The organism is Actinomadura miaoliensis (genome assembly GCF_039536785.1).
Taxonomy (GTDB): Bacteria; Actinomycetota; Actinomycetes; order Streptosporangiales; family Streptosporangiaceae; genus Spirillospora; species Spirillospora miaoliensis.
This window is the reverse complement of record NZ_BAAAZG010000008.1, coordinates 21,985-35,293: the sequence shown is the minus strand read 5'-3', so window position 1 is coordinate 35,293 and position 13,309 is coordinate 21,985. Positions and strand designations below refer to the sequence as shown.

14 protein-coding genes are annotated in these 13,309 nt (G+C 74.9%); 13 read left to right on the top strand and 1 reads right to left on the bottom strand.

Going from position 1 to position 13,309, the window contains the following annotated elements; genetic code table 11:
- Nucleotides 1-19: 19 nt before the first annotated feature.
- The 13 genes from ABD811_RS09400 (at nucleotide 20) to ABD811_RS09340 (ending at nucleotide 12,177) form a co-directional block, all read left to right on the top strand.
- Nucleotides 20-295, top strand: coding sequence for a zinc-binding dehydrogenase (locus ABD811_RS09400; protein ID WP_344943958.1), 276 nt, complete (start codon nucleotides 20-22; stop codon nucleotides 293-295).
- Nucleotides 292-975, top strand: a complete 684-nt coding sequence (locus tag ABD811_RS09395; protein WP_344943955.1) for an alpha/beta fold hydrolase — start codon at nucleotides 292-294, stop codon at nucleotides 973-975. The genes ABD811_RS09400 and ABD811_RS09395 overlap by 4 nt, the downstream gene beginning before the upstream one ends.
- A 137-nt stretch (nucleotides 976-1,112) precedes the next feature.
- The gene (locus ABD811_RS09390) at nucleotides 1,113-1,922 is read left to right on the top strand and encodes a GntR family transcriptional regulator (RefSeq protein ID WP_344943952.1); all 810 of its coding nucleotides are present in this window, start codon (nucleotides 1,113-1,115) and stop codon (nucleotides 1,920-1,922) included.
- Between the two features lie 102 nt (nucleotides 1,923-2,024).
- Nucleotides 2,025-2,582: a glucose-6-phosphate isomerase family protein gene (locus tag ABD811_RS09385; protein WP_344943949.1), complete on the top strand. Its 558-nt coding sequence runs from the start codon at nucleotides 2,025-2,027 to the stop codon at nucleotides 2,580-2,582.
- 98 nt (nucleotides 2,583-2,680) lie between these two features.
- Entirely contained in the window at nucleotides 2,681-3,721 is a 1,041-nt protein-coding gene (locus tag ABD811_RS09380) for an ABC transporter substrate-binding protein (RefSeq protein WP_344943946.1), read from the top strand.
- Nucleotides 3,718-5,319, top strand: a complete 1,602-nt coding sequence (locus ABD811_RS09375; RefSeq protein WP_344943944.1) for a sugar ABC transporter ATP-binding protein — start codon at nucleotides 3,718-3,720, stop codon at nucleotides 5,317-5,319. Before ABD811_RS09380 ends, ABD811_RS09375 begins: the two co-directional genes overlap by 4 nt.
- On the top strand, nucleotides 5,316-6,437 hold the full coding sequence (locus ABD811_RS09370) for an ABC transporter permease (RefSeq protein WP_344943941.1): 1,122 nt from the start codon (nucleotides 5,316-5,318) through the stop codon (nucleotides 6,435-6,437). The genes ABD811_RS09375 and ABD811_RS09370 overlap by 4 nt, the downstream gene beginning before the upstream one ends.
- Nucleotides 6,434-7,924 (top strand): xylulokinase, encoded by a 1,491-nt coding sequence (gene xylB, locus ABD811_RS09365; protein WP_344943938.1) that lies wholly within the window; start codon nucleotides 6,434-6,436, stop codon nucleotides 7,922-7,924. The genes ABD811_RS09370 and xylB overlap by 4 nt, the downstream gene beginning before the upstream one ends.
- Nucleotides 7,921-8,889 carry an NAD(P)-dependent oxidoreductase gene (locus ABD811_RS09360; RefSeq protein WP_344943936.1) on the top strand — a complete coding sequence of 323 codons (969 nt, stop codon included), beginning with the start codon at nucleotides 7,921-7,923 and terminating at the stop codon, nucleotides 8,887-8,889. The genes xylB and ABD811_RS09360 overlap by 4 nt, the downstream gene beginning before the upstream one ends.
- Nucleotides 8,890-8,928: 39 nt before the next feature.
- Complete coding sequence (locus tag ABD811_RS09355; protein ID WP_344943933.1) at nucleotides 8,929-9,558, top strand: bifunctional 4-hydroxy-2-oxoglutarate aldolase/2-dehydro-3-deoxy-phosphogluconate aldolase; 630 nt, start codon at nucleotides 8,929-8,931, stop codon at nucleotides 9,556-9,558.
- Nucleotides 9,555-10,493 carry a shikimate dehydrogenase family protein gene (locus ABD811_RS09350; RefSeq protein WP_344943930.1) on the top strand — a complete coding sequence of 313 codons (939 nt, stop codon included), beginning with the start codon at nucleotides 9,555-9,557 and terminating at the stop codon, nucleotides 10,491-10,493. The genes ABD811_RS09355 and ABD811_RS09350 overlap by 4 nt, the downstream gene beginning before the upstream one ends.
- Entirely contained in the window at nucleotides 10,490-11,422 is a 933-nt protein-coding gene (locus ABD811_RS09345) for a phosphotriesterase family protein (protein WP_344943927.1), read from the top strand. Before ABD811_RS09350 ends, ABD811_RS09345 begins: the two co-directional genes overlap by 4 nt.
- Nucleotides 11,419-12,177, top strand: a complete 759-nt coding sequence (locus tag ABD811_RS09340) for an HAD family hydrolase (RefSeq protein ID WP_344943924.1) — start codon at nucleotides 11,419-11,421, stop codon at nucleotides 12,175-12,177. The genes ABD811_RS09345 and ABD811_RS09340 overlap by 4 nt, the downstream gene beginning before the upstream one ends.
- A gap of 16 nt (nucleotides 12,178-12,193) precedes the next feature.
- Here ABD811_RS09340 and ABD811_RS09335 read toward each other — a convergent pair whose 3' ends face one another.
- The gene (locus tag ABD811_RS09335; protein WP_344943921.1) at nucleotides 12,194-13,189 is read right to left on the bottom strand and encodes a LacI family DNA-binding transcriptional regulator; all 996 of its coding nucleotides are present in this window, start codon (nucleotides 13,187-13,189) and stop codon (nucleotides 12,194-12,196) included.
- Between the last annotated feature and the right edge of the window lie 120 nt (nucleotides 13,190-13,309).

Below are 13,309 nucleotides of genomic sequence, written 5' to 3'. Positions count from 1 at the left end.
TGACATACATGCTGTATGTATGTTTGTGTTCCTGATCGTGACGACGATGCTGGCGATACGGCAGGCGGAGTGGGACGGCGACATGGGGCAACGGGTCGTCGTCGTGGGGGCGGCCGGGGGAGTGGGGCACCTGGCGGGCCTGGAGGCGCTGGCCGGTCTGGTGCGCGCGGGATCCCTGAAAGTGCACGTCGACCGGACGTTCCCGCTGGAGGACGCGGCGGAGGCGCATCGTCTGGTCGCCCGAGGGCGCACGACGGGCAAGGTCGTGCTGACGGTCGAGGAGGAGCTGCGATGACGACGTACGTACTGGTGCACGGTGCCTGGCATGGCGGCTGGTGCTGGCGGGACGTGGCGGCGCGGTTGCGGGCGGCGGGCCACGAGGTGTTCACGCCGACGCTGACCGGGCTCGGGGAGCGCGCCCATCTGTGCAGCCCCGAGATCGGGCTGCAGACGCATGTGGAGGACGTCCTCAAGACCCTCTGGTACGAGGACGTGCGGGACGTGGTGCTCGTCGGGCACAGCTATGCCGGACTGGTCGTCCGGGAGGCGGCCGACCGGATGCCGGAACGCGTGCGGCGGCTCGTCATGGTGGACGCGTGGGCGGCCCGCGACGGCGAGTCGCTGGACGACCGCGCGCCCCGGTTCTTCCGCGACTGGGTCGACTCGGTGACCGTGAACGGACTGGTGCCCCTCACGTCCGCGTCGACCGCCGGTGTCACCGATCCCGCCCAGGTCGCGTGGGTGGAACCGCGGCTGACCCCCCAGCCCCGGCGGACGTTCTCCGACAAGACCCGCCTGACGGGAGCGGTCGACGCGATCGCGTGCCGCGCGGTGGTGTGCACCCCCGCCGGCCCGATGCCCTTCCCGCAGCTGCCCCGGGAATTCGGTTGGGACGCCACCGAACTGGACGTCGGGCACGACGCCATGGTGACCGCTCCGAAGGAACTGGCCGACGTCCTCCTGGAGGACGCGTGAAGGCCGGCCTCGGCATCCCCTGCAGAGCGCGCACGCCGTCGCCACCGTCGACCGCATCGCCGGCGGCGCCCCGGCGACGCCACGGCGGGTCGCCCGGCTCCGATCCGCGAGGTGACCGCCTGTCATCCTGACATGACATGCGTGCGATACTGGGCGCCATGCTAGGGGGCCGCATCGATCGCCGTTCGCCGTTGCCGTACTACGCGCAGCTCAAGCAGTTGCTGGTCGAGCGGCTGGAAACCGAGATCGAGCCGGGGAGCAGGCTCCCGGGCGAGATGACGCTGTGCGAGGAGTACGGCGTGTCCCGGACGGTGGTCCGGCAGGCCCTGGACGAGCTGGAGGCCGACGGACGGATCGTCCGCCGCAAGGGGCAGGGGACGTTCGCCGCCGCCCGCAAGACCGACGAGGCGCTGTTCCAGTCGTTGACCGGGCTGTACGAGGACGTCCAGGCGCGCGGTGAGGTGCTGCGCAGCCGGGTGCTGGCGTTCGCCCCGATCCCCGCGCCCGCCGAGGTCGCCGCCGCGCTGGAACTGGACGAGGGCGACCCGGTGATCCACCTGGAGCGGCTGCGGTACGTCGGCGGGGAGCCGTGGGTGCTGACCCGCACCTACCTCCCCGCCGACATCGCCCCGGGCCTGCTCGAGGAGGACTTCACCGAGCAGTCGCTGTACGGCGTACTGGAGGGCCGGTACGGCGTGGAGCTGGACCACGGGCGGCGGTTCGTCGAGGCCGTGCCCGCGTCTTCGGCCGTCGCCGAGGCGCTGGGGCTGCGCCCTCGCGATCCCGTCCTGCTCCTGCACAGCACCGCGTGGGACGTGACGGGACGCCCCGTGGAGTTCTTCGTCGCCTACCACCGCGGCGACCGCAGCCGGTTCCAGGTGAGCCTGCGGCGGCACCGCGAGCGGCAGGGCGCCGTGCCCAACATGCTCGTGCACGACGATCGCTGACCCCTCTCCGAGACCCCGCCCAGGGTCTCACCTGGGCCTTTCGCTTGACATCCTGTCATTACAGGACGACAGTATCCCCTACCGATTCGAAGGAGGTCGTCCTTGTCGTCGTTCGTCACCCCGCCCGTCCCCCCGATGCGGATCACCTTCGACGCCCGGATGGAGCCGTCCGGCCCGGTGCTGACCCGCCGCATGTCGGACCTGCGCGGGCTGTTCGCCGACACCGCCGCCTGGGAGGCGAGCCTGGCCGAGGACCCGGTGGTGTACGAGGTCGCCTCGTCGCCGGTGCCCGAGGCCGAGGGCGAGCTGCCGCAGTCGATCACCACGATCCACCCAGGGAAGGTCGGCGGCGAGTTCCACATGACCAAGGGGCACATCCACCCGCGGCCGCGCGGCGAGATCTACCTCGGGCTCTCCGGCGTCGGCGGGCTGCTGCTGTTCGACGGCGACAAGCCGGAGTGGATCCCGATGGAGCCGGGTTCCATCGGCTACATCCCCCCGGGCTGGGCGCACCGCAGCGTCAACACCGGCGACGAGCCGTACCGCTTCCTGGCCGTCTACCCCGGTGACGCGGGCCACGACTACGAGTGGGTGCTGCGCAACGGCATGGGCTACCGCGTGCTGGGCGGAGCCGACGGCCCGGACCTGCGCCCGTTCTGACCTGATCCATCCGGGGCCCCGCGAACACAGCCCCCCGCCGTCCGGGCCGGGCCACGCGTCGCCCGGCCCCGTCCCCATCCCACCCCTGAGGAGCGTAAATGGCGCGCATCCGCTATGTGTCCCCCGGTGTCGCCGCCGCGATCGCCGTCGTCGCGATCGGCGCGGGCGTCACCACGGGGAAGGTCGCCTTCGGCGGCGAGGACGCCGGGCCGGGTTCCGGGACCAGCGCCGTGGCCGGAACCAAGATCGACGTCATCACCAAGGCGACCGACTCGGAGTTCTGGCAGTCGATGCTGGCCGGAGCCAAGAAGGCCGGGCAGGACCACGGCATCCGGCTCGGCCTGTTCGGGCCGACGTCCGAGACCGACATCGACGGCCAGGTCAAGCTGGTGGAGAACTCCATCTCCCGCGGCGCCGACGCGATCGTCCTGGCCTCCAACTCCTCCACCGCGCTGAACGGCGTGGTGGAGCGGGCCCGCAAGCAGGGCATCAAGGTGATCACCGTGGACAACGCGATCACCGCCGCCAACGACGGGTTCATCGGCACCGACAACATCAAGGCCGGGCAGCAGGCCGGCGAGCGCATGTGCGAGCTGATCAAGCAGAAGGGCGCGCCCGACGGCAAGATCGTGCACGAGAGCTCGGTGTCGGGGCAGCAGGTGCTGGTCGACCGGTTCACCGGCTTCAAGGAGGGGCTGGCCAAGGACTGCCCCAAGGCCGAGGTCGTGCAGACCCTCGTCAACGACAACGACCTCAACAAGGCCGTCGGGCAGGTCGGCAACGTGCTGACCAGCCGCCCGGACGTGGTCGGCGTGTTCGCCGACAACAACACCTCCGGCACCGGCGCCGCCCGCGCCATCAAGGAGAAGAACGCCGCGGGCCGCGTGGTGTCGGTCGCGTTCGACTCCGACCCGGCCGAGGTGGACGGCGTGCGCGCGGGCACCCTCAGCGCGATCGTCGTGCAGAACCCGTTCTTCTTCGGCTACCAGGGCGTCGTCGAGGCCGGGATGGCGGTGCGCGGCAGCACCCCGCCGGTCAACCTCGACCCGGGCGCCGTGCTCATCGACAAGTCCATGGTCGACAAGCCCGAGTTCGCCCAGCTGCTCAACCCGCCGAAGGCCAAGGGGGACGGGCAGTGAGCGAGCCCGGCGGCGGCACCGCGCCGGTGCTGAGCCTGCGCGGGGTGAGCAAGAGCTACGGGCCCGTCCGCGCGCTGTCCGGCGTGCACCTGGACCTGCACCCCGGCACCGTGCACTGCCTGGCCGGGGAGAACGGCGCCGGCAAGTCCACGCTCATCAAGATCCTCACCGGTGCGGTGCAGCGGGACGCGGGCGACTACGTCATCCAGGGCCGCGACATGCGCCGCGGCATCACCCCCGCCGAGGCGCGCACCGCCGGCGTTGGCGTCGTCTACCAGGAACTGAGCCTGCTCAACGACCTCACGGTCGCCGACAACCTGTGCATGGGGACGTTCCCGTCGCGCGCCGGGTTCGTCGACCGGCGCCGCCAGCGCGACGCCGCCCGGGCCATGCTGGAGCGCGTCGGCCTGGCCGACCTCGACCTGTCCCGGACGGTCGGGGAGCTGCCCACCGCCACCCGCCAGCTCGTGGAGATCGCGCGGGTGCTGTCGCGGGACGCCAAGGTCGTCATCTTCGACGAGCCCACCACCGCGCTGTCCGCCGAGGAGGGGCACGCGCTGCTGGAACGGGTCAAGGCGCTGCGGGACGAGGGCGTCGCCGTCCTGTACGTCACGCACCGCATGGAGGAGATGTTCGCCATCGGCGACACCGTGACGGTGCTGCGCGACGGCACCCACGTGGTCACCCGGCCGATGTCCGACTTCGACGAGGACTCGCTGATCGCGGCGATGGTCGGCCGCACGATCACCAACCTGTACCCGGGGCCGCGCGAGGACGCCCGGCGCGAGGGGGAGGCCCGGCTGGAGGTGCGCGGGCTGCGTCCCGTGGACTTCCCCGAGCCGGTGGACCTGTCGGTGCGCGCGGGCGAGATCGTCGGCCTGGCCGGGCTGCTCGGCTCGGGCCGCAGCGAGCTGCTGCGCGCGGTGTTCGGCGCCGACCCGGTCACCGAGGGGCGGGTGCTGCTGGACGGCCGTCCCGTGCCCCGCGGGTCCACGCGCAAGGCGGCCCGGCGCGGCATCGGCCTGCTCACCGAGGACCGCAAGGAGTCCGGGCTGCTGCCCGAGCTGAGCATCGAGGAGAACATCGCGATCGCCAGCTGGCGCACCGCCGGGGTGCGCGGCCTGGTGCACGGGCCGCGCGTGCGGCGGCACGTCGAGCAGGCCGTCGACGGGCTGCGGCTGCGGTTCGGCGACTGGGGCGACCCGGTGTCCTCGCTGTCGGGCGGCAACCAGCAGAAGGTGCTGATCGCCCGCTGGCGGGCGCTGGGCGCCAGGGTCCTGCTGCTGGACGAGCCCACCAAGGGCGTGGACGTCGGCGCCAAGGCCGACATCTACCGCATCGTCGCCGACCTGGCCGCCGCCGGCCTGGCCATCGTGGTCGTCTCGTCCTACCTGCCCGAGCTGCTGGGCCTGTGCGACCGCGTGGTGGTCGTCCGCGAACGCCGCCTGGTCGCCGACCTGCCCGCCGCCGAGGCCACCGAGGAGAAGGTGCTGGCGCTGGCCAGCCCGCGCGGAGCCGACCGCGTCGCGGCTCCGCCGTCCGCCCCATCCGCCGCGGCACGGCAGCGGCACGACGTCAGAACTGTGGAGTCCTCATGAGCGATGTCACCACGGCGCCCCGGCAGGGACGCGGCCGCGGCGCCGCCCGCCGCGAGCCCGACGACAGCGAGATCCTGCGGCTGGGGCAGCTGTTCAACAAGGGGTTCGGCGGCATCGGGATGCTGCTGGTCCTGGGCTTCGCGCTGAGCCTGTCCACCGACGTGTTCCTCACCGGGACCAACATGGACAACCTCGGCCGCCAGGTGTCCATCTACGCCATCCTCGCCGTGGCGCAGCTGCTGGTCATCCTCACCGCGGGCATCGACCTGTCGGTCGGGTCGGTGGTCGGCCTGTCCGGCGTGGTGGCCGCCAAGGCGGTGTTCGACACCACCGGCGGCGCGCACGTGCTGTGGGCCGTGCTGCTGGCCCTGGCCGTCGGCGCGCTCGCCGGAATGATCAACGGTGTGCTGGTGGCGGTGGTGCGGCTGCCCCCGTTCATCGTCACGCTCGGCATGATGGGCATCGCGCGCGGCGCGACCCTGCTGCTCACCGGCGGACGCACCGTCCAGCCGCTGCCGGACGGCTTCTCCGAGCTCGCCGGCGGCACCGTGTTCGGGATCGCCAACCTGACCTGGCTGATGCTGATCATCACGGTGATCGTGGGGCTGTTCCTGCGCCGCACCGTCTGGGGCCGGTACGTGTACGCGATCGGGTCCAACGCCGAGTCCGCCCGGCTCACCGGCGTGCCGGTGCGCGCCGTGCAGATCACCGCCTACACGCTGTGCGGCACGCTGGCGGCGCTGGCCGGGCTGCTGCTGGCGTCCCGGCTGGGCAACGGCGTGCCGACCGCCGGCACCGGGTACGAACTGCAGGCCATCGCGGCCTGCGTCATCGGCGGGGCCAGCCTGTTCGGGGCGCGCGGCACGGCGCTGGGCGCGCTGGTCGGCGCGCTGGTTGTCGGCCTGCTGGACAACGGCGGCACGTTGCTCGGCATCGACCCGTTCTGGCTGCAGATCCTGACCGGCGTGCTGATCCTGGCCGCCGTCGCCGCCGAGCACCTGCGCAACCTGCGCGGCCCCCGCTCGCGCGACGCCGGCGCCTCCGGGACCGGCGACGCGGCGCGGGAGCCCGCCGAGGACGGCGACCGGGAGGCCGCGGGCGCGGGGAGGCAGACATGATCATCGCGCACGACCTCGGCACCACCGGCGACAAGGCGTCGCTGCACCACGACGACGGCCGCCTCGTGGCCGCCGCCACCGTCCGGTACGGCACCCGGTTCGCCGCGGGCGGCGTGGCCGAGCAGGACCCGGCCGACTGGGAACGGGCGGTCGCCACCGCCACCCGCCGGCTGCTGGCCGACACCGGCACCGACCCGGCCGCGGTGCGCGCCGTGTCGTTCAGCGGCCAGATGATGGGCGCGGTGCTGCTGGACGCGGCGTACCGCCCGGTGCGCCCCGCGCTGATCTGGGCCGACCACCGCAGCTCCGCCCAGGCGGCGCGGCTGGCCGCCGAGATCGGCGCCGAGACCGCCTACCGGCTGCTGGGCCACCAGATCCACCCCACCTACTCGCTGACGAAGATCCTGTGGGTGCGCGAGCACGAGCCGGAGACGTTCGCCCGGGTCGCGCACGTGTGCCTGGCCAAGGACTACGTCGTCCAGCGGCTGACCGGACGGCTGGTCACCGACCCGTCCGACGCGTCCAGCACCAACGCCTACGACCAGCGGGCGGGCCGCTGGTCGGAGCGGATGCTGGGCGCCGCCGGGCTCGACCCCGCGCTGTTCCCGGAGATCGTCCCGGCGACGACCGTGGTGGGAGAGCTGTCGGCCGCGTCCGCCGAGGCGGTCGGACTGCGGCCCGGCACCCCGGTGGTGCTCGGCGGCGGCGACGGGCCGCTGGCGGCGCTCGGCGCGGGCGTCATCGGCCCCGAGGACGGCGCCTACACCTACCTCGGGTCGTCGTCGTGGGTGTCGCTGTCGGCGGCCGAGCCGCTGCTCGACCCGGCGATGCGGACGATGACGTTCGACCACGTGGTGCCCGGCCGGTACGTGCCGACCGCCACCATGCAGACCGGCGGCGCCTCGCTGGAGTGGGTCGCCGACCTGCTGCGCCCGGACCGCGGCGAGGGCAGGTTCGACGACCTGACCCGCGCCGCCGCCGACGCCGACACCACCGGGCTGTACTTCCTGCCGCACCTGCTCGGGGAGCGTTCGCCGTACTGGAACGCCTCGGCCCGGGGCGTGTTCCTCGGCCTGGCCCGCCACCACGGCCAGGCGGAGATGACGCGGGCCGTGCTGGAGGGCGTGGCGTTCAACCTCCACACGTGCGTGCAGGCGTTCCGCGAGGCCGGCCACCCGGTGGACCGGGTTGACGCCATCGGCGGCGGCGCGTCCAGCGACCTGTGGCTGCAGGTCCTCGCCGACACCTGGGGCGCCACCGTGCGGCGGCGCCGCATCGGCGAGGAGGCCAACAGCCTGGGCGCCGCCGTCACCGCGGCGGTCGGCGTCGGGCTGGTGCCCGGCTTCGAGGTGGCGCGGGACCTGTCGGAGATCACCGCCGAGTTCACGCCCGACCCGGCGCGGCACGCCGAGTACCAGCGCCGCCACGCCTCCTTCCTCGACGCCTACCAGCGGCTCGAATCGTGGTTCGAACGGGAGAACGGATGAACGGCACCGTCCTGGTCACGTCCCGGTCCTTCGGCCGGGGACGGGCGGACTGCGAGCGGCGGCTGGCCGCCGCCGGCCTGCGCGTGGTGCGCGGCTCCACGGAGCACGACCTGGACGCGCTGCGTCCCGTCCTGGCGGACGCGGCCGCCTGGATCGCCGGGACCGCGCCGATCACCGACGAGCACCTGGCGGCGGCCCCCGGGCTGCGCGTCGTCGCCCGCTACGGCGTCGGCGTCGACAACGTGGACCTGCGGGCCGCCGCCGCCCGCGGCGTCACCGTCACCAACACGCCGGGCGCCAACAGCGAGGCCGTCGCCGACCTGGCCGTGGCGCTGCTGCTGGCGGCGCTGCGCGGCGTCGTCGCCGGCGACCGGGACGTGCGCGGCGGCGACTGGCGCACGCGGCGCGGCCGGGAACTGGGCGCGCTGACCGTCGGCGTGGTCGGGCTCGGCCGCATCGGACGCGGCGTCGCCCGGCGCGTGCACGGTTTCGGCGCCGATGTCCTGGCCTACGACCCGTTCGTGTCCCCGGACGGAGCGGACGGCGTGCGCCCGGCCGGAAGCGTCGCCGAGCTGGCCGAACGATGCGACGCGGTGTCCCTGCACGCGCCCGGCGGGACCACGCTCGTCGACGCCGCGTGGCTGGCGCGGGTCCGCCCCGGCGCGGTGCTGGTGAACACCGCCCGCGCCGACCTGGTGGACGAGGCCGCGGTCGCCGAGGCCCTGCGCGACGGGCGCCTGGCCGCCTACGCCGCCGACACGCTGGCGGGCGAGGGACGGCACGGCGACTCCCGGGCGGGCGGCCCGCTGCTGGCGCCCGACCTGGCCGACCGCGTGGTCGTCACCCCGCACATCGGCGCCCAGACCGTCGAGGCCGTCGACCGCATGGGCCAGGGCGCCACCGACGCCGTCCTCGACGCGCTCGCCGGACGCACCCCCGCCCACGTGGTGCCCGTCCCCGCCTGACCCCCCGTACCCAACCTCCGTCATCCCGGAAAGGAAAGCATGTCCATCGACGATCTCCGCGCGACCGGTGTGATCGCCGTGCTGCGCGCGCCCACCCCCGACTCGGCGCTGGAATGCGTGTCGGCGCTGGTGGAGGGCGGCATCACCGGCATCGAGATCACCTACAGCACGCCGGACGCGGCCGCGGTGATCGACAAGGCGCGGCGCGCCCACCCCGAGGCGCTCGTCGGCGCCGGGACGGTCCGCACCGCCGAGCAGGCCCGCGCGGCCGCCGACGCCGGCGCGCGGTTCCTCGTCAGCCCCGGCACGGACGACGAGCTCGCCCGCGCCATGCTCGACACCGGCCTGACGACCCTGCTCGGCGCCCTCACGCCCAGCGAGCTGATGCGCGCCGTCGCGCTCGGCGCCCACGCGGTGAAGATCTTCCCGGCCTCGCTGGGCGGCCCCGGCTACCTCAGGGCGCTGCGCGGGCCGTTCCCGGACGTGCCGCTCATGCCGACCGGCGGCGTCGCCGCCGGCAACGTGGCCGACTGGCTCGCCGCCGGCGCGCTGGCCGTGGGCGCCGGGGGAGAGCTGGCCCCCTCGTCCGCGATCGCCTCCGGCGACCGGGCCGAGATCACCAAGCGGGCGCGCGCGTTCGCCGCCGCCCTCCGGGAGGCCCGGGCATGACCGCGCCGAGCGAGGACGCGCCGGCCCGCGCGGACGGGCCCGTCATGGAGTTCGTCGGCGTCAGCACCGGCCAGTCGTCGATCATGCGGGTGTTCCCGGCGTGGGCGCGGGTGCTCGGCCTGGACGGCGCGCGCCTGGTCGGCCGGGACATCGCGCTGGACGACGACCCCGCCCGCTACCGGGAGGCCGTCACCGCCATCCGCGACGACCCGCGCCGCCGCGGCGCCCTGGTCACCACCCACAAGATCGCCTTGTACCGGGCCGCCGCCGACCTGTTCGACGAGGTCGACGAGTTCGCCGCGCTGTGCGGCGAGATCTCCTCGATCTCCAAGCGCGACGGGCGGCTGATCGGTCACGCCAAGGACCCGATCACCGCCGGGCTCGCCCTGGAGGAGTTCCTGGCGCCGGACCACTTCGCGCGGACGGGCGGCCACGTGCTGCTGCTCGGCGCGGGCGGGGCGGGCACCGCCATCGCCTGGTACCTGGCGCACCGCGCCGACGCCCCCGCCGAGATCGTCTGCACCGACGTGGACGCCGGGCGGCTGGACGCGCTGCGCGACGTCGTGTCCGCCGGCGGCGGCTCCCGCCTGGTGACCCGCCGCGCCGAGGGCCCCGCCGACGACCTGCTGGCCGCCATGCCGCCGGGCAGCCTGGTCGTCAACGCCACCGGCCTGGGCAAGGACCGGCCCGGCTCGCCGCTCGGCCCGGACGCCGCCTTCCCCCGCGGGGCCGTGGTGTGGGAGCTGAACTACCGCGGCGAGCTGGACTTCCTGCGGGCCGCGCGCGAGCAGAGCGAACGCGCCGGGCTGCGGGTCGAGGACGGCTGGCGGTACTTCGTGCACGGCTGGTCGCAGGTCGTCGCCGAGGTGTTCGACGTGACGCTGACCCCGGCGCTGGTGGACGAGCTGTCCCGCGTCGCCGCGGAGGCGCGGTGATCAGGACCGCGCTGGGCGACATCGCCGCCGCCGACCTCGGCCGCACCGACTACCACGAGCACCTGTTCCAGATCAGCCCGCTGCTGCCGGGCGACGAGCTCGACGACGAGGAGCGCAGCGGCCGGGAGGCGGCGCGGCTGCGCGCCGCCGGGATCGACGCGATGGTCGATGCGACACCGGCCGGCCTCGGCCGCGACGCCGAGGCCGTCGCGCGGATCTCCCGCTCGACCGGGCTGCGCGTCGTGCTCACCACCGGCGCGCACCGCCGCGCGCACTACCGCGACGACCACCCGCTGCTGGGCATGGACGCCGCGACGCTCGGCCGGCTGTTCACCGCCGAACTGACCGAGGGCGTCCGCGACGACGCCGCGTTGACGACGCCACGCCCGCACGCGCCCAAGGCCGGGCTGCTCAAGGCCGGGATCGGCTACTGGTCGATCGGGGAGTTCGAACGGCGTGTGCTGGACGGCGTGGCGCAGGCGCACCGCGCCACCGGCGCCCCGGTGATGGTGCACCTGGAGCACGGCAGCGCGGCGTTCGAGGTGCTCGGCGAACTCGGCGACGGCGGGGTGCCCGCGCACCGCGTCGTCCTCGCCCACGTCGACCGCAACCCCGATCCCGGCCTGCACGCCGAACTCGCCGCCGCGGGCGCGTACCTCGGCTACGACGGCATGGCGCGGCACAAGTCCTGGCCCGACTCGACGATCCTGGACTGCCTGCTGCGCACGGCCGAACTCGGCGGCGCCGACCGGCTCCTGCTCGGCGGCGACGTCGCCCGCCGCACCCGCTACCTCGCCTACGGCGGCATGCCCGGCCTGGAGTACCTGCCCGCCCGCTTCGTGCCGCGCCTGGAACGCGCCGCGGGGCCCGACCTCGTCCGGCGCGTCCTGGTGGACAACCCGGCCCGGCTCCTGGAGTGGACGCCATGACCGCGCTGAACGACCCCGGGCTGGACGAACCCCGGCCGAACGATTCCGGGCTGGACGATTCCGGGCTGGACGACGGGGAGCCGAAGGGCCCGCGGCCGGACGGGCACGCGTTCGCCGGGATCGCGTTCGACTGCGACGGCGTGCTCGCCGACACCGACGAGCCGTGGGCCGACGCCGAACGCGCCGTCGTCGAACGCCACGGCGGGCGCATGACCGACGCGCTGCGCGACGCCACCCACGGCCTCGGCCTCGCCGCGACCGTGGAACTGCTGGCCACCGTCATGCCCGGGCCCGTCGACCACGCGGCCCTGCGCGAGGAGCTGCTGCGCGAGGCGGCGGCGCGCGTCGCCCGCGCGCCCGCCGCCCTGCCCGGCGCCGTCGAGACGGTCGCGGAACTGGCGCGGCACTGGCCGGTCGCGGTCGTGTCCAACTCGCCCGCCGAGGTGCTGCGCCCGCTGCTGGCGTCCATCGGCGTCCTGGACCTGGTGCGCACGACGGTCGCCGCCGACCAGGTCGCCGAGCCCAAACCCGCCCCCCACTCCTACCTGGAGGTGGCGCGCCGCGTCCGCCTCCCGCCCGCGCGGATGCTCGCCGTGGAGGACTCGCCGACCGGCGTGGCCGCCGCGCGCGCGGCGGGCTGCCCGGTCACCGGCATCGCCGCGCCCGGCCGTCCGCACCTGGCCGACGCCGACCGCGTGCTGCCGGACCTGCCGGCGCTGCGCCGCTGGCTGCTCGGCTCCCCGGCGCCGCGGTGACGCGCCCGCGGACCGGTCAGGTGGAGTCGCGGACGACCAGCTCGGTGGGCAGGATCAGCGGCTCGGCGTCGCGCTCGTCCTCCGGCGCCAGCAGCCTGCGCACCACCGCCCTGGCGACCTCGGCGACCGGCTGACGCACGGTCGTCAGCGGCGGATCGGTGAAGCGGGCCGCCTCGATGTCGTCGAACCCGACCACGGCGACGTCGTCGGGGACGCGGCGGCCCGCCTGGCGCAGCGCGTGCATGGCGCCGATCGCCATGAGGTCGCTGGCGGCGAACACCGCGTCCAGGCCCGGGTCGTCCTCCAGCAGCTGCCGCATGGCCGCCGCCCCGGACTCGCGGGTGAAGTCGCCGATGGCGGCCAGCGAGCGGCGGTCGGTGCCCGACAGGATCTCCCGGTAGCCGGTCATGCGGTCCAGCGCGGCGCTCATGTCGGGCGGACCGGTGATGGCGGCGATGCGGCGCCGCCCCCGCTCCAGCAGGTGGAGCACGGCCGACCGCGCTCCGCCGACGTTGTCGCAGTCGCAGTACGGCAGCGGCACCGTGGCGATGGGACGGCCGTGCGACACCACCGGCACGTCGGTGCGCGCCAGCGCGGCGGGCAGCGGGTCCGAGCCGTGCATGGACAGCAGGATCACCCCGTCGACGTGCCCGCCGGCGACGTAGCGCTCGACGCGGGCGTGCCCGGCGGGGGAGGACGCGGGCAGCAGCACGACCTGCTTGTCGGCGCCCTCCAGCTCCTGGCTGACGGCCCGCGCGACGACCGCGAAGAACGGGTCGTCGGAGAACACGCGCGCGGGCGGTTCGGAGACCACCAGCCCGATCGAGCCGGTCCGCCGCGTCACCAGGCTGCGCGCGGCGGGGTTGGGCACGTACCCGAGCTGGTCGATCGCCCGCAGCACGGCGGCGCGGATCTCCGGCGTGACCGTGGCCGACCCGTTGACCACCCGCGACACCGTGGCGCGGGACACGCCCGCCCGCGCCGCCACCGCCTCAAGCGTCGGCCGTCTCATGCCGTGCCCCCGCCCATGCCGCCCTCCCCGGGGGGACGGACGCGGCCCATCCCGCACCGAACCGGCCCCCACGGCGCCAGCGTAGTGGCCGGGTGCGCGCCCGTCCGTCGGCGGGGGGGC